19 protein-coding genes are annotated in these 16,429 nt (G+C 44.0%); 14 read left to right on the forward strand and 5 right to left on the reverse strand.

Annotated elements, in window-relative coordinates:
- Positions 1 to 59: 59 nt before the first annotated feature.
- The 6 genes from lptM to yigB are packed head-to-tail and all read left to right on the forward strand — an operon-like array spanning position 60 to position 4,643.
- The gene (lptM, locus tag OCU28_RS00165; RefSeq protein ID WP_261816374.1) at positions 60 to 188 is read left to right on the forward strand and encodes an LPS translocon maturation chaperone LptM; all 129 of its coding nucleotides are present in this window, start codon (positions 60 to 62) and stop codon (positions 186 to 188) included.
- 20 nt (positions 189 to 208) lie between these two features.
- Positions 209 to 1,462: a diaminopimelate decarboxylase gene (gene lysA / locus OCU28_RS00170; RefSeq protein ID WP_261816375.1), complete on the forward strand. Its 1,254-nt coding sequence runs from the start codon at positions 209 to 211 to the stop codon at positions 1,460 to 1,462.
- Positions 1,463 to 1,471: 9 nt separating this feature from the next.
- Positions 1,472 to 2,302 (forward strand): diaminopimelate epimerase, encoded by an 831-nt coding sequence (gene dapF, locus OCU28_RS00175; protein ID WP_261816376.1) that lies wholly within the window; start codon positions 1,472 to 1,474, stop codon positions 2,300 to 2,302.
- Between the two features lie 18 nt (positions 2,303 to 2,320).
- On the forward strand, positions 2,321 to 3,025 hold the full coding sequence (locus OCU28_RS00180; protein WP_261817395.1) for a DUF484 family protein: 705 nt from the start codon (positions 2,321 to 2,323) through the stop codon (positions 3,023 to 3,025).
- Positions 3,006 to 3,926: a tyrosine recombinase XerC gene (gene xerC / locus OCU28_RS00185; protein WP_261816377.1), complete on the forward strand. Its 921-nt coding sequence runs from the start codon at positions 3,006 to 3,008 to the stop codon at positions 3,924 to 3,926. The genes OCU28_RS00180 and xerC overlap by 20 nt, the downstream gene beginning before the upstream one ends.
- Complete coding sequence (yigB, locus tag OCU28_RS00190) at positions 3,927 to 4,643, forward strand: 5-amino-6-(5-phospho-D-ribitylamino)uracil phosphatase YigB (RefSeq protein ID WP_261816378.1); 717 nt, start codon at positions 3,927 to 3,929, stop codon at positions 4,641 to 4,643.
- On the opposite strand, the gene OCU28_RS00195 is transcribed toward yigB, so the two are convergent.
- The 4 genes from OCU28_RS00195 to OCU28_RS00210 all read right to left on the reverse strand — a co-directional run bounded on the left by OCU28_RS00195 (position 4,635) and on the right by OCU28_RS00210 (position 8,187).
- Positions 4,635 to 5,201 (reverse strand): tRNA-uridine aminocarboxypropyltransferase, encoded by a 567-nt coding sequence (locus OCU28_RS00195; RefSeq protein ID WP_261816379.1) that lies wholly within the window; start codon positions 5,199 to 5,201, stop codon positions 4,635 to 4,637. The genes yigB and OCU28_RS00195 overlap by 9 nt on opposite strands.
- 10 nt (positions 5,202 to 5,211) lie before the next feature.
- Complete coding sequence (locus OCU28_RS00200; RefSeq protein WP_261816380.1) at positions 5,212 to 6,213, reverse strand: hypothetical protein; 1,002 nt, start codon at positions 6,211 to 6,213, stop codon at positions 5,212 to 5,214.
- Between the two features lie 33 nt (positions 6,214 to 6,246).
- Complete coding sequence (locus tag OCU28_RS00205) at positions 6,247 to 7,074, reverse strand: Cof-type HAD-IIB family hydrolase (protein ID WP_261816381.1); 828 nt, start codon at positions 7,072 to 7,074, stop codon at positions 6,247 to 6,249.
- 135 nt (positions 7,075 to 7,209) lie between these two features.
- Positions 7,210 to 8,187, reverse strand: coding sequence for an alpha/beta fold hydrolase (locus OCU28_RS00210; RefSeq protein WP_261816382.1), 978 nt, complete (start codon positions 8,185 to 8,187; stop codon positions 7,210 to 7,212).
- A gap of 213 nt (positions 8,188 to 8,400) precedes the next feature.
- Here OCU28_RS00210 and OCU28_RS00215 point away from each other — a divergent pair, with 213 nt between their 5' ends.
- The 5 genes from OCU28_RS00215 (at position 8,401) to OCU28_RS00235 (ending at position 12,778) form a co-directional block, all read left to right on the forward strand.
- Positions 8,401 to 8,730: a metalloregulator ArsR/SmtB family transcription factor gene (locus OCU28_RS00215; RefSeq protein ID WP_261816383.1), complete on the forward strand. Its 330-nt coding sequence runs from the start codon at positions 8,401 to 8,403 to the stop codon at positions 8,728 to 8,730.
- Positions 8,731 to 8,768: 38 nt separating this feature from the next.
- A complete protein-coding gene (locus OCU28_RS00220) occupies positions 8,769 to 9,776 on the forward strand; it encodes an ArsJ-associated glyceraldehyde-3-phosphate dehydrogenase (protein WP_261816384.1) in 1,008 nt (335 codons plus the stop codon).
- A gap of 67 nt (positions 9,777 to 9,843) precedes the next feature.
- Complete coding sequence (locus OCU28_RS00225) at positions 9,844 to 10,341, forward strand: phosphatase domain-containing putative toxin (protein ID WP_261816385.1); 498 nt, start codon at positions 9,844 to 9,846, stop codon at positions 10,339 to 10,341.
- Between the two features lie 81 nt (positions 10,342 to 10,422).
- Positions 10,423 to 11,646 carry an organoarsenical effux MFS transporter ArsJ gene (arsJ, locus tag OCU28_RS00230; protein WP_261816386.1) on the forward strand — a complete coding sequence of 408 codons (1,224 nt, stop codon included), beginning with the start codon at positions 10,423 to 10,425 and terminating at the stop codon, positions 11,644 to 11,646.
- A gap of 118 nt (positions 11,647 to 11,764) precedes the next feature.
- Positions 11,765 to 12,778, forward strand: a complete 1,014-nt coding sequence (locus OCU28_RS00235) for an acyltransferase (protein ID WP_261816387.1) — start codon at positions 11,765 to 11,767, stop codon at positions 12,776 to 12,778.
- Here OCU28_RS00235 and OCU28_RS00240 read toward each other — a convergent pair.
- Positions 12,775 to 13,116: a DUF2500 domain-containing protein gene (locus tag OCU28_RS00240; protein WP_261816388.1), complete on the reverse strand. Its 342-nt coding sequence runs from the start codon at positions 13,114 to 13,116 to the stop codon at positions 12,775 to 12,777. The genes OCU28_RS00235 and OCU28_RS00240 overlap by 4 nt on opposite strands.
- Before the next feature lie 329 nt (positions 13,117 to 13,445).
- On the opposite strand from OCU28_RS00240, the gene OCU28_RS00245 reads away from it, so the two are divergent.
- The 3 genes from OCU28_RS00245 to OCU28_RS00255 all read left to right on the forward strand — a co-directional run bounded on the left by OCU28_RS00245 (position 13,446) and on the right by OCU28_RS00255 (position 16,428).
- Positions 13,446 to 13,811 (forward strand): DUF4145 domain-containing protein, encoded by a 366-nt coding sequence (locus tag OCU28_RS00245; protein WP_261816389.1) that lies wholly within the window; start codon positions 13,446 to 13,448, stop codon positions 13,809 to 13,811.
- A 94-nt stretch (positions 13,812 to 13,905) separates the two neighbouring features.
- Complete coding sequence (locus tag OCU28_RS00250) at positions 13,906 to 14,136, forward strand: YecH family metal-binding protein (protein WP_261816390.1); 231 nt, start codon at positions 13,906 to 13,908, stop codon at positions 14,134 to 14,136.
- Positions 14,137 to 14,688: 552 nt separating this feature from the next.
- Positions 14,689 to 16,428 (forward strand): dipeptide ABC transporter ATP-binding protein, encoded by a 1,740-nt coding sequence (locus tag OCU28_RS00255; protein ID WP_261816391.1) that lies wholly within the window; start codon positions 14,689 to 14,691, stop codon positions 16,426 to 16,428.
- Position 16,429 lies beyond the last annotated feature (1 nt).

Here is a 16,429-nt window from a genome sequence, read left to right on the forward strand (position 1 = left end):
TGCTTTTCTTTACGTTGGTGCGATTATAGAGGGATACTTAAAAATATCACTCAAGTGCTATGAAAAAAATTATAACGCTATTATGCCTTGGTTCTGCATTAGTTCTAGCAGGCTGTGGCCAAACTGGGCCTTTGTACATGCCAAAGGACGCAACGCCTCAATCACCTCAAGAGCAACCGGCGCAATAGTCAGTAGTAAGGATTAACTTTTGGATTATTTCAATTTTAAGGACGATGGGTTGTTGTGGGCAGAAGATGTCACTCTGACTCAAATCGCACAACAATTCGGAACCCCAACATACATTTATTCTCGAGCTACGCTCGAGCGTCATTGGAATGCATTTGACCAAGCTGTAGGTGAATTCCCTCATTTGGTATGTTACGCGGTTAAGGCTAACTCAAATATTGGTGTATTGAATGCGCTAGCACGCTTAGGTTCCGGTTTTGATATTGTATCTCGCGGTGAATTGGAGCGTGTGATCGTCGCGGGTGGTGACCCAGAAAAAGTGGTCTTCTCCGGTGTTGGCAAGACGGAACCCGAGATTCAGCGTGCATTAGAATTAAAGATTAAGTGCTTTAATGTTGAGTCAGAGCCAGAGCTTGACCGCATTAATCAGGTTGCAGCTCAAATGGGTGTTAAGGCACCAATCTCACTTCGTATTAACCCTGATGTTGATGCGAAAACGCACCCTTATATTTCAACAGGGCTTCGTGACAATAAATTCGGGATTGCATTTGACCAAGCATCACGCGTTTACCAGATAGCGAAAGGCTTACCGCACCTCAATGTGGTAGGTATTGATTGCCATATAGGCTCTCAGCTAACGGAGATGGAACCCTTTATTGATGCTGTAGATCGCCTATTAACCCTGATTGATGGTTTGAAAGCTGAAGGTATCGATATTAAGCACCTTGATGTTGGTGGTGGTTTAGGTGTGGTATACCGAGATGAACTGCCTCCTGGCCCGTCGGACTATGCTAAAGCACTATTGGCTCGCCTGCACAATCACCCAGAGCTTGAGCTTATCTTCGAACCTGGTCGTGCTATTGCCGCTAACGCCGGTGTACTGTTGACTAAGGTTGAGTTTTTAAAGCATACGCCAGACAAGAACTTTGCAATTATTGATGCCGCCATGAATGACTTAATGCGTCCTGCTTTGTATCAGGCATGGCAAGATATCGTGCCGGTTAAACCTCGTGATGGTGAGGCGAAAACTTACGATATAGTAGGACCAATATGTGAAACAGGGGATTTCCTTGGTAAAGATCGCAGTTTAGTCTTGCAACAGAATGACCTATTGGTGGTTCGCAGTGCTGGTGCATATGGTTTTACCATGTCCTCAAACTATAACTCTCGTCCTAGAGTGGCGGAAGTTATGGTTGATGGTGACAAAATCCATCTAGTTCGCCAGCGTGAGAGCCTAGAGAGTTTGTGGCAGTTAGAGAGCCTTCTCCCGGAGTAAGTAAACAGAATGCACTTTCATTTTTCCAAGATGCACGGATTGGGCAACGACTTTATGGTGGTTGACTGCATTACCCAAAACATCTTTTTTTCCCCTGACCTTATACGTCGTTTGGCGGATCGCCATACCGGAGTAGGCTTCGACCAGTTATTAGTTGTCGAAGCTCCCTATGATCCAGAAACTGACTTCCACTATCGCATTTTTAATGCTGATGGCTCCGAAGTGGAACAATGCGGCAACGGTGCGCGTTGCTTTGCTCGTTTTGTGACGATGAAAGGGTTAACCAATAAGTACAGCATCCGAGTGAGTACTAAGAAAGGTAAGATCCTTCTACAGCTAGAGGGTGACGATCAGGTTGTGGTAAATATGGGTATCCCCGAATTTGAGCCAAGCAAGATCCCTTTTAAGGCCAAGCAAGCGGAGAAGACGTATATCCTCAGAGCAGGCGAGCACACCCTGTTTTGCGGGTCAGTAAGCATGGGTAACCCTCATGTAGTAACCACTGTTGATGATGTTGCAACCGCAAATGTTGAACAAGTAGGCCCTTTACTAGAAAATCACGAACGCTTTCCTGAGCGTGTTAACGCGGGCTTCATGCAAATAAAGAGCAGAGATAGCATTGCTCTTCGTGTTTATGAGCGTGGGGTTGGGGAGACTCAAGCGTGTGGTACTGGAGCATGTGCTGCGGTTGCTATTGGTATTCAACAAGGCTTACTTGATTCGTCCGTTGAAGTATCTTTGCCTGGTGGACAGTTAAGGATTGACTGGCAAGGGGAAGGAAAACCGTTATACATGACTGGCTCTGCCACTCATGTGTTTGATGGTCAAATAAGTTGCTAGGAAATTAATTTGCATACAGTGGAACAAAAAATATCAGAGTCTGAGTTTAATGCTCTGTTAGTTGAAGAGTTTTTAGTAAATAACCCAGATTTTTTTATCGGTAGAGAGGCACTTCTTGATAGCTTGAGCCTCTCTCATCATGAGAAGGGTGTTATCTCTTTGGTTGAATTGAAGCTTCAGCGCCAAAGGGAGCAGCTTAAAGCTGTAGAATCAGAACAAGAAAAACTTATAAAGTTGCTTGAACACAATGATCATACGCTTAGATGCTTTATGGAGGCTGAAAAGCGTATGTTAGCCGCGGATTGTGGAGAGCAAGTGTATTGCGCTCTTGAGGCTTGTGCAAAACGATTGGGTTTGCATGCGACCTTAGGGCTTCAAGATCATGCTCACTCTGCGGTGAATATTGGCCATCAACAATGGCAACTATTTCAAAAGCAATATTTAGTTGATCGCGGTGTGTATCTAGGGCGCTTGAAGCGCAGCGATAGAGAACTAATTCTAGGAGAAAAAGCGGCTGAATTTGAGCTGGGTTCTTTGGTAGTTGTTCCTTTCGATCATTCAGGTGTAGAAGGCTTCTTGTGTTTCTATAGTGATGATGGCGGTCATTTTGAACCAAGCCAAGATACTCTTTATTTAAGCCATCTTGCTACAGTTATGGCCCATCAACTTAGCCGATTACCTTGGCTAAAGGTTCAAGCCCTGCATGCCGAATCCAGTAGCTGAGTCTTTACAATGCCGCATTGACGCATTTATTGTTCACCTCACGCATGAGCGTGGGTTGAGCAATCATACCCAATCTAACTACCAAAGGCAGTTAACTATTATTGCTGAGCAGCTTTCCAGTTTAGGGATTGTTGAATGGCACCTGGTTGATACAGCTTGGGTGCGTCAAATTGCCGCTAAGGGAGCTCGGCAAGGTCTAAAGCCAAATAGCTTAGCGACACGCCTTTCTTGTTTACGCAGCTTTTTTGATTTTTTAGTGCTAAAAGGTGTAATGAAAGCAAACCCAGCGAAAGGGGTTAGTTCACCACGTAGCCATAAGCGATTGCCTAAAAACCTCGATGTAGATCAAACCAACCAGTTACTAGAGATAGACATGAGTGACCCTCTGGCGATTCGTGATCGTGCGATGATGGAGTTGATGTACGGTACTGGAATGCGCTTATCTGAGATAGTTCAACTAGATGTTGATAACATCTCAGGAGGACGTGGTGAGATCCGCGTTATTGGTAAGGGAAACAAAGAGCGAATCGTTCCTTTTAGCGGACAGGCAAAAGAGTGGGTAGAGCGCTGGTGTCAAGCTAGGCCGCAACTTTTAAAGCAACATGATCCTGCGTTATTTATCTCGAAACTGGGCAAGCGAATATCGCACCGTAATGTACAAAAACGGATGGCGGAATGGGGAATAAAGCAAGGCGTGTCTAGTCATGTGACACCACATAAATTGAGGCACTCTTTTGCAACACATATCCTAGAATCCAGTGGGAATTTACGCGCGGTGCAAGAGATGCTGGGCCATGAAAGCCTTTCAACTACTCAGATCTATACTCATTTGGATTTTCAACATCTAGCTCAGGTGTATGACAAAGCCCACCCTAGAGCCAAGAAGAAGCGAGAAGAATAAGTGCGATTCTACCGAGGATTAAAGCCAGTTAGTGCGATGACATTCGACCTAGATGATACTCTCTATGATAATCATCCTGTAATTCGAGCGCTTGAGCATCAGCTCAAAAACTGGTTGGAATCACGTTACCCTAACCTTGCACGCTTTAGTGGTGAAGATTGGTTTGGGTTTAAACAGCAAGCCATTAACAAGCAACCTGAATTAAGGCACGATGTTACCAAAGCGCGAACAGGGCAATTGTTTCTCGCCTTCAAGGCGATCGGTTTGGATTGTGATGCTACCTCTCAAGCGATAACCGATACCATGCAACAGGTCTATGTATTACGAAATCAGGTGACGGTTCCCCATAGCTCATTGCACACACTGCAGCAGCTTAGCAACGCAATGCCTTTAGTTGCGATTACCAATGGAAATGTTGACCTGCAACAGATTGGTATTGATGGGTATTTTCAACATGTTTTAAAGGCGGGGGAATCGGGAAGAGCCAAGCCTTTCTCTGATATGTTTGATAAGGCGTGTACCGCTCTTGAATTGCAACCTCAGCAGGTATTGCATGTGGGAGATCACCTAATTAGTGATGTTGCTGGAGCTAAGCGAGCTGGTCTACAAGCTGCATGGTTTAACGATAAGCCTCGAACCTTGATCACTGCCTCGAAACTATCGCTATTACCGGATATCGAGATAAATAGCATCCCAGAACTACTCGACCTAATTTAGTTTGTGACCGCATCGATCTGCCTGAAATACCTTTAAGTAGTGTTCAAAAAAGCGCTCTAGTTTTTGGGTGCTATGCGTCCCTTCATGGGTGGCGACTAAAGCTGACCCTACTTCAAAGGTGCATAGGTTTCCTTGTTCTTGATTTCGCCTAAGGGTGTATTGTGAAAGCCTATTACTCTCAATATGCACCTGACTTAGCTGCTGCAACCATGGACTTTGCCGCCACATTTTCTTAGCTTCTTGCCAGGTTGCATCCAATATTATGTAGAGTACCTTGTTTGGCTCATCGTGAGTTAAAGGGGCACTCGTGTTGCTGGGAAATAGCAGTTTAACATTATCGTGCTCAGCTATTCGCGTCAGCAGCTCTGCTGGGGGTTCGGTACGACTCCATTGGTAATGAGTCGCTCCAACAAGGCTTTTAGTTAATAGTTTTCCAGTATTGGTTGCCCTTTGCAGCTCATTTGGATGATAGAGAATGACTAACTCAAAACCGATGTTAACTTGAGGCAATTGCTCACAAACACAGTTGTGCGCAAACCCACATTGTTGGCAGCTCATATTCTAATACCTATTTTTTATTAAGGGTTAAGCCATTGCCAATCAAGGGGTAATCTATGCCATTGATGGTTTCAGTTTTGGTAGATAACTGTTGCCCATCTTTAGTAAATTCACGCGTCGCAATTAACCTCTGGCCTTGATAACTCACATTGGTAGCCTGAAGCAAACCATTGTGTAGAACCTGCCAGAAACCGTGTTCGACAATATCGGCACTGCCATCAGCGTAGCTGTAGCGAGTTTCGGATGTATGGTCTTGGTTTAGGGTTAGAGTGGTGGTGGTGCCACCTTCTTGAGTTTGCGAGTAAGAACCTACAACCTGAGATTTAGTGTGGTTGTTTTGGGTGCTACAGCCTTTCCAGTTTTTTCCTGAAATAGTAAGTGATGCCGTAGCGCCGTAGATTGAATCGCTCATAGTGTCGCTACATAGCTTCTTATCTATGTTTAATTGGCCATCTTTAAATTTGATACGGGACTGAGTTAAATCTTGCTCCAGACTCGTAATGGCAAATTGCTGAGGCTGTGCTTGTATTGAAGATAGTGTCAGTGACTTTTCATTGTAAGTAGCGCTCCAAGATGGCTCATTGCCAAAAGCACGGTCAGGCTTTGCTGGGAGATCGCAGCGTTGTTGATTTTCTGCGCTCACCATATTTAATTCGGTAACGATAAATTGAGCTGAGTATTGCTCAGAAAACCCAACCTCAGTCGGCTTGAAGTAGCCAAACACTTCCGCATAAACCGGTTGATAAGGCTGATTAGTTAAACCTGAAATAGACTGCTGCAATTGAGGTTCAACATCGACCCAAAAGCTGTTCTGGCTACCACAGGGCTGGATGGTTCGAACCTCATGTCCAAGCACGAGTTGTCCCTTAAGTAGGATGCGAGCAGGGCCTGAGTTATCAATTGTAACTGCTTGAGTCTGGTTAGAGACTGCTTTGGCAGGTGGGGTAGGAGTCTGACTACAACCCAACATAAATAAGCTTGGGATAAGAGCTACCCAATAACGCATTTTCATAATCAACCTGCCAAATTTATAAATCTAGAAAGGCTAGTTTAACAGGTGTTGCTTGAGATAGTGAGCCACTGCATCATCTTCGTTACTTCCGATCACTGGGTTGTTTGGCAGTGCGGCTTTTACTTTGGGGTGCGCAGTTTGCATGATATTACCAATCTTAGCCGCAGCGAGCATTTCTGCATCATTCATCCCATCACCAAATGCGATGCAGTTCGCAAGCTCTTTACCTAGGCTGTTGGCTACCACTTCAAGAGCGTGCCCCTTGGATACTGAGCCAGCCATGACTTCTAAGCACCATGGTGTGGAAAAGGCAATATTGAGCTGATCGCCAAACTGCTGATTTAACTGATCTTCAAAGTTAGCTAAGTGCTCATGACTTTCATGGGTAAAAAACAGTTTAGCTATGTTCTGTTTTGGAGCATTGTCTTGGGAAAAAACCTTAAATTTAAAGCCAGATTGCTTACTAAAAGATAGGATTTTTTCATCGGCTTTATTTACCCACCATTGCTCATTCTCATAGATATGAATCATGATTTCTGGGTCTTGGCGAATGGTGTCAACAATGCCTTGTACGAGCGAAGCGTCAACATTCTTGCTGTACATAAGATTGTCATGCTGGTCGTGTACTCGGGCTCCGTTGGAGGTGATCATATATGCGGGAATACCTGCGGTTTCTCGAATATAAGATACATCTACGTGATTACGTCCTGTGGCAAAGATAAAGGTATAACCCTGCTGATGTAATTGCTTCAATGTTTGCTTGGTAAATTCAGATAGCTGGTGGTTGGGGGATAACAGTGTTCCATCTAAGTCTGATGCGACAATTGAAATATCTTCAAATACATTGGCGTTGTGGGTCATACCTTTTCTCTTATTTTAGGAGCATAAAAGGCTCGATAGAGCCTGAATTAAGTTATGCAGAACTACATAACTGGTAGTTATTTTACGTCAGTAACGGTAAAGAAAAGAGGGTAAACCTCGCTTTCCTCTTTTCTTTTATTGTTCAAAGAAGCCAAGTATTGCATCCAAAGCCTGATTTCTTTGCTGGTCTCTTTCTACCAGAATTTCATGCTTAGCATTGGCGATTGGCAGTAAAACTGCATCTTGACGATACTTACTCAAGCGGGCAATAAATTGATTCTGAGCTCGGTTATCGACAACCGTGTCTTGGCTTGGTTGAATTAATAATAACGGAACATTAATCTCTTTGGCGTGACGTACACACTGCTCTGCGCCCTTGATTGCTTCGTAGACCCATCTTGATGTTGGGCCACCCATCTGAATCTCATCCATACTATCGAACAAGTCTGCCGACCATTCAAAGCGTGCTTTGCAGTGGCTTAGTGAATTATCTTCAAATGGGGTGCGCTGATAACCCGATTGCCCAACAGCATAATGTGGTTGGTTGCGCCACTGTACTAGGGTGCTGCATAAGGGCTTCGCTATTGCGCGCAGAGGGGCTGGCATCTTGATGTCATACATGGGAGCACAAACGGCGATGGCATGAAATGGATGAGAGCTGTGGGTTTGAATATAGCGAGTAGAGACAGCCCCACCCATAGAGTGAGCCAGAATAAAGCGGCGACTATAGCGGTTAAAATCAAATTGATTGATTATGGTATCCATATCTTGGATATAGTCATCGAAGCTCTCTACATGCCCCATATGGGGGTCGTCTAACAATCTTTCTGATACACCTTGCCCTCGATGATCGAAGGAATATATATCAAATCCTTGTCGAAATAGGTCAAAGAACAGCTCTTGATAGCGCCATACGCTTTCGGTTCGACCATTCACCATTAAGATAGCTTTATCGTGTAATGGTGAAGTAAGGCTTATCCAGTGGATCTTTTTGTTATCCTTTCCTAGAGCAAAGCCTTGCTCCCTGTTATTCCAAAATTTAGCGATAGGGTATGTTATCTGATACTCAAAATCGGCTTCTTGGGTGCAAGTGTGCGCAGCGTTGATAGACATCGAATTTCATTCCTGTTCAAGTTACAAACAGAATACCACTGCTGAAATTAAGAAGTAATATGGAGTTGCGCATTGCTGGCTTATGTAGTCACTCCAATCATCATTAATGGCACTGCTTTATTAAGTTTTTATGACATTAATTTAATATTATTGCACCGCCTCTTTTTTTATGTATCATATTCGCATATCCATATATTTGATTTTGGTTACCTAATGCTACCCCATCAGTTTTTTAAGCTTTTATCCGATGAAACTCGCCTGCGTTGTCTATTGATGTTAGCTCGCAATGATGAGTTATGTGTATGTGATTTAACTCAGTCTTTGCAAGAGAGCCAACCAAAGGTTTCTCGCCACTTAGCTCAATTGCGACAGTCGGGAATCTTGATTGATGAGCGTCGGGGACAGTGGGTGTTCTACCACATCTCGCCGGATCTCCCAGGTTGGGCGTTAGCCATTATTGATGGGCTAAAAAGCTCCAACTGTTTACAGCAGCAGTATCAGCAAGATATCCAACGACTCATAGAGTCGGTTTCTTGCGACTAATTCCCGCTTACTTTTAATGTATTTAGAGAGCAACAACGATGACAATTAAAATTGGTATTAATGGCTTTGGCCGTATAGGACGTTTAGCGCTTCGGGCTTCTTTTGACTGGCCTGAAGTTGAGTTTGTTCAGATTAATGATGTGGCGGGTGATACAAAGACACTGGCGCATTTATTGGAATTCGATTCAGTACAAGGTCGCTGGCACCACGAAGTGTCAGTAGATGGCAGCAATATGGTCATCGATGGTCAATCAGTGAAGACCACCCAACAGCGCGATATCGATGCCATTGATTGGTCTGGTTGTGATGTTGTGATTGAAGCAACAGGTGTGCATCGTAAGACGTCATTCTTAAATAAATACCTAGACCAAGGTGTTAAACGAGTAGTCGTTTCAGCTCCAGTCAAAGAAGAAGGCATTGCTAACATCGTTGTTGGTGTAAACGATGAAATCTTTGACCCTGCGATTCATAAAATTGTGACTGCAGCCTCATGTACGACCAACTGTATTGCTCCTGTGGTTAAGGTTATTCACGAGAAGTTGGGTATTGAACAGGCGGCATTTACCACTATTCACGACCTAACCAATACTCAAACCATCCTTGATGCACCGCATAAAGACCTGCGTCGTGCTCGTGCATGCGGTATGAGCTTGATTCCGACAACTACGGGTTCAGCAACAGCAATTGTCGAGATTTTCCCTGATTTGAAAGACAAGATTAATGGTCATGCGGTACGTGTTCCACTGGCGAACGCCTCGCTAACTGACATTATTTTCGATGTGAAACGTGATACCACGGTTGAAGAAGTCAACGCACTACTGAAAGAGGCATCACAGAATGAACTGAAAGGCATTCTCGGATTTGAAGAGCGCCCATTAGTATCAATTGATTATAAGGGCGATCAACGCTCAACCATTGTTGATGGTCTATCTACCATGTTAGTCGGAACTCGTATGCTGAAAATTTACGCTTGGTATGACAATGAGATGGGTTACGCAACACGTACTGCGGAATTAGTTCGTACCGTTGGCTTAGCTGATAAGTAATAAATAACCGATAAATAAATACCATATAGAGTACACGTAGCTGTGCTCTTGTTTTGAGGAAATACTAATGACACATCCTACTTGGGAACTTTCTATCGAGCACGACGCTGCTTTGGTATTGACGCCATGCCCAGGCACCAAAGAACTCGGTCTCGATGAATCTCTTGCTCAACTGAAGGAGCAAGGTGTTGTTGCAATTGTGACTGCAATCAATAATGAAGAAATGGCGAGCAAAAACGTTGCCGAACTAGGTGAAAAAACCAAAGCGCTAGGTCTTAAGTGGTTCCATCTTCCTATCGAGGATGATTGCGCTCCCGATGCTGAGTTTGCGGAGCAATGGAGTGTGGCAAGCCCTGAGTTACATCAGATTGTTGAAGATGGTGGCAAGATTGCAATGCACTGCATGGGAGGCTCAGGTCGTACCGGCCTATTGGCGGCCAACCTTTTACTGGAGCTTGGTTGGTCACTGCCCAAGGTTGTGGTTGAAGTAAAAGAGCTTCGCCCAGGAGCATTTAGTAAACCAGTTCAGGTTAACTACGTTGAAGCGCTTGCTCAAAATCATTAACCCATACAAGTAATACAGGCATGCCTTTTATTTTAATTAAAGGCATGCTCAGCCCTTATAAGATTCACTCGGATCATTTCTATGTTATCGACTCTAGATAAAAGTGTTCGCCAATATATGCTGGTGACATTTAACTATTGGAACTTTACCCTGACCGATGGTGCACTGCGTATGCTGGTAGTGCTGTATTTCTACGATCTCGGATACAGCAGTTTAACTATTGCATCTCTATTTTTATTCTATGAATTCTTTGGCGTAGTGACCAACCTTGTGGGGGGCTGGTTAGGGGCAAGGCTGGGCCTCAATCGCACCATGAATGTGGGGCTAGGGATGCAAATTTTTGCCTTGGTGATGCTGGCTGTTCCTCAGGCATGGCTAACCATTGCGTGGGTGATGGCCGCTCAGGCTCTGTCTGGTATCGCTAAAGACTTAAACAAGATGAGCGCTAAGAGCGCAATCAAGACCCTTGTTTCTGATGAAAGACAAGGTGCGCTATACAAGTGGGTTGCGATACTGACGGGTTCAAAGAATGCGCTTAAGGGGGCGGGGTTCTTCTTAGGTGGTGTGTTGCTATCAACTCTGGGCTTCCAAGGCGCGGTGTTAGCTATGGCTACAGTGCTCTTCTTGGTATTAGTGGGCAGTCTTGTTTGGCTAGAAAGCGATATGGGTAAAGCTAAGAGTAAGCCTAAATTCAAGCATTTGTTTTCAAAGTCTGAGAGCATCAATGTACTTTCAGCGGCGCGGATGTTTTTGTTTGGCGCTAGAGATGTATGGTTTGTGATTGCATTGCCCATCTACCTTGGCAGTGTCTTTGGTTGGGATCACTCTATGGTTGGTGGTTTCCTTGCGCTTTGGGTTATAGCCTATGGCGTTGTGCAGGGATTTGCTCCACGCGTTACTGGTAAAGCCCAAGGAAAAGTGCCTGACGGAAAGGCGGCGCTACTATGGGCCGCATTGTTAACGGTAGTGACTGGGATTATCGCTTATGGGGTACAAGTGGGTTGGCAGCCAGAGATGGTTATAGTGGTCGGCCTTCTTATCTTTGGCGCTATCTTTGCCGTTAACTCCTCCCTTCACTCTTACCTTATTGTCAGTTATGCCAAAGGTGATGGCGTATCTATGGATGTGGGCTTTTACTATATGGCCAATGCTATGGGGCGTTTGGTTGGGACAATACTGTCTGGTTGGGTATTTCAGGTTGCAGGGTTTGTAGCTTGTTTGTGGGTTTCGGTTATCTTTCTGTTCATCGCGACCCTTATTTCTATCAAGCTTCCAAAACGAGTGGATGCTATCGAAAATAAATAAAGAAATACAAGTTAGGTTGCATATGCCTGGTTTTTTTGTTGCTATGATGTATATCCAAGGGCTGTGATATTTGATTGATATGCTTGATTATTTTTATGTGTGGGTAGGGTAAAGGCGAATGAGAAATCGGGTTAAGTTTTTTGATTTAGCGCGTTGTGTTGCTGCCGTTGCCGTAATCGCAATCCATGTTCTAGCCCCGTATCGATATCAATTTGGTGATATTCCATTTAATGAATGGTTTACCGCAATCAGCGTTAATAGTGTAAGCCGCTGGGCGGTTCCGGTGTTTATTCTTATTACCGGGGCCTTAATGCTAAGTGACAAGCGAGAGTTTGACTTAGGTTACTACATGCGCCGCAGATTAGGTAAGGTGCTGGTACCATTTGTAGCGTGGTCGCTTTTTTATGCCTATTTTTCTGGTTGGAGTCTGCATGGCTTTGATGCGGCTCATGCCACACAAGTTTTAACCAATAGCTTAGATAAGGCGACCTATTACCACTTAGGCTTCTTTTACTATTTCATTCCCCTTTATTTTGTCATTCCCCTATATCAACTGTTTGTTCGTCGATATGACGATTGGGCCTTGTATGCACTGACGGGCTTGTGGTTATTGACCACCGGATTATTCCTGTTGCGTATTGATGGGCTATGGAGCGCTCAGCTATGGCTTTATTCAGGCTTACTTCCTCTTGGGTATATCTTGTATCAAAAGGTGCCACTTAACCGACGTAGTGTATTTGTATTTGTGGTGTTGGGTTTAGCTGCGTTTTCCGCAACTATATATCAGGTTGTTCAGATGAGCCTAGAGGCGAACAAGTACGCCTTTGGGCGCTGGCTATCTTATAAAACACTTAATACGGTTTTAGCGGCAAGCATGGTGTTTATGGTGTGCCGTTATGTGGGTGAAAACCTGTCTGAGAAAACAGACAAAGTGGTCAGTTTTATAAGCCAACATAGCCTTGGAATATATATATTGCACCCGATTTTCTTGTGGCCAATGAATGAGTTTGCATGGTATGAGGGACATCCTGTATGGATGATCCCTATATGGATAGTAATCAGTGGTAGTTTATCACTTGCGGCAAGTTGGCTGTTGTCTCGTTCAACTAAAACAGCTTGGCTATTACCTTAGGCTTGGTGATTGCGCTTTAGAGAGAAGTGCATGAACTTATCACCCTGATAAGTCAGTTCGCCTTTGTTGCCTGGTTGCAAAGCTTCGAAGTAATGAATGCCTACCTTAAACTCTCGTTTAGGTCCAAGCATTCCCTTTTGAACGTATATCCAGTATTCACGGTCTTCTTGTTCAATGGTGGCATCAGGGATATCGACCGCTTGTTTATCGATAATAGTGACGTTTGCAGTTTTTGGTTGTGCGCCTTCTCCTTGTACATGGCGGGTAAAACTGGCTCGAAAAAGCAAGGCAGCAATAACTACTAAGGCAATGATAATAGCAACAAAATATAGAGGCATAAGACAGTTCCTTCTGTCGATAATTTGCATCAAAGTGTACCGTTGAACGGCTAAAATGATTGTAGATGAATCACATAGCGTGATCTGAATAATAAAAGGTAATCAAATTTGACGATAGCTTCACATAACCAAGCTGAACCAGAAGCGCGATAAGTGAGTCTAAGCGTAAATAACAGTCGGCCTTGCTAAGCGAAACAGGGCGCGCTATTTACATGTCGAGTTGAACAACATAGAGTTCCGAACTAATTTTTTATTGTAATATTGGACCACACTTTATTGGGTTTTCTATGGATCGAAACCGCAGTGGCCATTAGGAATGGAGTAAGGGTATGTCCGATATAGATCAGGTTGTAACAAGAACGCGCCGTATCGAAAGCTTATTGCGTACTCAATTTCACGCAAACGGGCGCGGTTTACATCAATTAATCTCAAGTAGTGAGGAGCGCCTCCCACATGAGATTATTAAGAAACTGCGTTATGTGGCAACCATCCGTAATAAAATACTGCATGAAGATGGATTTGAGCTAGAAGACCGTAAGCAATTTATACAAGTATGCAAAGAATGTGAGCAGGGGCTGACCCCTCGTAGCGGTCGCTTTATCTGGGGGATTGCCTTTGCCTTGGTCGCGCTACTGACTTTAGCCGCTGTTGGATTTTACTATGTTAATTGGGCTGAATTGAGTGTGCACCTATAAGGTGTATAATAAATAAATCTTATATTCATTGATTCAGAGCAAACTCAATTGTGTGAAATACGCTACAGTTGGGCCAATTTCTTAGGAGCTAATTATGACAGTGCATGCACATAAACTATTAAATCAACTTCGTTTACAGCCAATGACAAAGTCCGAGCTAAACCAATGGGCGATTGCTGAGTTTGGTGAAGGGGTAGAGTTTAGAACCTGTAGCCGTGAAGGATTTGATTTTGAAGCTATGGTTCAATTTTTTATCGATCGCCAGAAGGTTATCTTCGATGGTGAAGTGATGCGTATTAATGAAGTGAATGTTTGTTCTCACTAACAGCGACTCATAACGTTAAGAGCTCCCATTGGGAGCTTTTTTATTATTTACTGCTAATTAACCCCGGTGGCGGGTTTATATTCTGCACAAATAAGCAAACTCGTCGCATATAATCTGCATTTGCCTTGGATCACCTTGTGAAAATTTTGTTAATCACCCCCTGATATTTACTCCTGTTTATAAACCTCATCTGCGTGTAAATAAAAAACCACTCCTAAGTTACTATTCTTACTATTAGCCTAACTCGCCCCTTGATATCGTTGAGGTTGCTGACACTTTGGGTATGGTTACCCCGACTGTTTATGCGCCAAATTCAATCGTTCTATGCCCTATTAAATTGTTTTGTTGTGCGCCCAGACCAGTTTTTATTCTTCAGTTGTTGATTTTGTGTGAATTATTTGCCAGATTGTGGCTCAAACATGAAACATTTGTTTTGTGTTGTGGGTGAAGACGCTCTCAAGAGCGCAGACTGAAGTGCAAATCAGTCACGCCATTAGAATGGATTCAATTTACAGACAAGGCAGAAAACTGTCCCGCAGTAGAGGTCTGGTAATGTCATTATTAGAAGTTAAAAATCTCCGTATAGAATACCCGTCGCGTCATGGAGTACATGCTGCGGTTAAATCGTTATCGCTTACCGTTGAGCGTGGCGAAATCGTGGGTGTGGTTGGTGAATCTGGCGCGGGTAAATCCACGGTTGGCAATGGGGTTATCGACCTGCTAAGTCCTCCTGGAATGATTGCCGATGGCGAGGTATTTTTAGATGGTGAGAAAATATCTGGTTTATCTCCTGAGGAGATGCGTAAGGTTCGCGGTTCAAAAATAGGGTTTATCTTTCAAGACCCTATGACGTCATTAAACCCTCTGTTTACAGTGGAGCACCAACTCAAGGAGACCATTCATGCCAACATGAAGGTAACGGATGAGGAGGCATATTCTCGTTCACTTGAGTTAATGAATAAGGTTGGGATTCCACAACCTGAAAATAGGTTAAAGCAATACCCTCATCAGTTCTCTGGCGGTATGCGTCAGCGCGTTGTGATTGCAATTGCACTGGCTGGCGAACCCGATCTTATTATCGCCGATGAGCCAACCACAGCACTTGATGTATCAATTCAAGATCAAATCCTAAATCTAATCCGAGAGTTATGTATTCAACAAAATGTTGGCTGCATGCTGGTTACTCACGATATGGGTGTGGTTTCAAATGTCACCGACCGTGTGGCGGTTATGTATCGCGGTGATTTAGTTGAGTTTGGGCCAACCTCTAAGGTACTAAGTGACCCTGACCACCCATATACGCGTAGTCTTATTTCAGCGGTTCCTCGCTCAGACAAAAAATTAGACCGCTTTCCATTGGTAAGTTACATCGAAGAAGCAACGGAGATGGAACCGTTAGATGTTAAGAATCACTGGTTAGGTCAAAGCCAGGATCAACGTGACTATAGCGGTCCTTTACTTAAGGTTGAGGATGTAAACCTGCGCTTTGTTACCAAGGATTCACTATTTGAGAGCCGCAGGGAATATGTTCAAGCTTCGAACGAGGTTAGCTTTGAGGTATTCGAGGGCGAAACCTTTGGTTTAGTGGGGGAATCTGGATCAGGGAAATCAACCATTGCTCGAATTATAGCAGGGCTGTACCCACCTGATTCTGGCAAGGTGAGCTTTGAAGGGATTGACCTTACCGCACTTAAAACTGAAAAACAGCGTCGCCCGATGCGTCGTCAGATGCAGATGGTGTTTCAGAACCCGTATACCTCTATGAATCCGCGCATGAAGATCATGGATATCATCGCAGAACCTATTCGTTTTCATAAGCTTACACGCAATGAAAATGAAACTCGCCAGATAGTATATGACCTGCTTGATCATGTAGGGCTAGGGCGTATGGCCGCGGTGAAATACCCGCATGAATTCTCAGGGGGACAGCGTCAGCGTATATCGATAGCACGCGCATTGGCGACTCGACCTCGCTTGCTTATTTGTGATGAACCTACCTCTGCACTGGATGTTTCGGTGCAGGCGCAGATCCTTAATCTCTTGAAAGACCTTCAAGATGAACTGAATCTAACCATGTTGTTTATTAGTCATGACCTGCCTGTTATCCGTCAGATGTGTGACCGAATTGGTGTGATGAAAATGGGAACCTTGCTTGAGGTTGCCCCGACAGAACAACTATTCGAATCCCCTAAACATGATTACAGCCAGCAATTAATTTCATTAATGCCTGAATTCAAAGGATTAAGAGAATACGACATTAATGAACAAAACTCCGCTTTAGCCGATGCTTAGG

Origin of the sequence: Vibrio gallicus, assembly GCF_024346875.1 — a bacterium.
Classification (GTDB): domain Bacteria; phylum Pseudomonadota; class Gammaproteobacteria; order Enterobacterales; family Vibrionaceae; genus Vibrio; species Vibrio gallicus.

Coding starts and splice junctions, on each gene's coding strand:
- OCU28_RS00215 (WP_261816383.1), top strand. CDS start 8,401: ATGCTACCCCATCAGTTTTTTAAGCTTTTATCCGATGAAACTCGCCTG.
- OCU28_RS00195 (WP_261816379.1), bottom strand. CDS start 5,201: ATGAGCTGCCAACAATGTGGGTTTGCGCACAACTGTGTTTGTGAGCAA.
- OCU28_RS00245 (WP_261816389.1), top strand. CDS start 13,446: ATGTCCGATATAGATCAGGTTGTAACAAGAACGCGCCGTATCGAAAGC.
- OCU28_RS00240 (WP_261816388.1), bottom strand. CDS start 13,116: ATGCCTCTATATTTTGTTGCTATTATCATTGCCTTAGTAGTTATTGCT.
- OCU28_RS00220 (WP_261816384.1), top strand. CDS start 8,769: ATGACAATTAAAATTGGTATTAATGGCTTTGGCCGTATAGGACGTTTA.
- OCU28_RS00235 (WP_261816387.1), top strand. CDS start 11,765: ATGAGAAATCGGGTTAAGTTTTTTGATTTAGCGCGTTGTGTTGCTGCC.
- lptM (WP_261816374.1), top strand. CDS start 60: ATGAAAAAAATTATAACGCTATTATGCCTTGGTTCTGCATTAGTTCTA.
- OCU28_RS00250 (WP_261816390.1), top strand. CDS start 13,906: ATGACAGTGCATGCACATAAACTATTAAATCAACTTCGTTTACAGCCA.
- OCU28_RS00225 (WP_261816385.1), top strand. CDS start 9,844: ATGACACATCCTACTTGGGAACTTTCTATCGAGCACGACGCTGCTTTG.
- xerC (WP_261816377.1), top strand. CDS start 3,006: ATGCCGAATCCAGTAGCTGAGTCTTTACAATGCCGCATTGACGCATTT.
- OCU28_RS00255 (WP_261816391.1), top strand. CDS start 14,689: ATGTCATTATTAGAAGTTAAAAATCTCCGTATAGAATACCCGTCGCGT.
- OCU28_RS00200 (WP_261816380.1), bottom strand. CDS start 6,213: ATGAAAATGCGTTATTGGGTAGCTCTTATCCCAAGCTTATTTATGTTG.
- arsJ (WP_261816386.1), top strand. CDS start 10,423: ATGTTATCGACTCTAGATAAAAGTGTTCGCCAATATATGCTGGTGACA.
- OCU28_RS00210 (WP_261816382.1), bottom strand. CDS start 8,187: ATGTCTATCAACGCTGCGCACACTTGCACCCAAGAAGCCGATTTTGAG.
- OCU28_RS00205 (WP_261816381.1), bottom strand. CDS start 7,074: ATGACCCACAACGCCAATGTATTTGAAGATATTTCAATTGTCGCATCA.
- dapF (WP_261816376.1), top strand. CDS start 1,472: ATGCACTTTCATTTTTCCAAGATGCACGGATTGGGCAACGACTTTATG.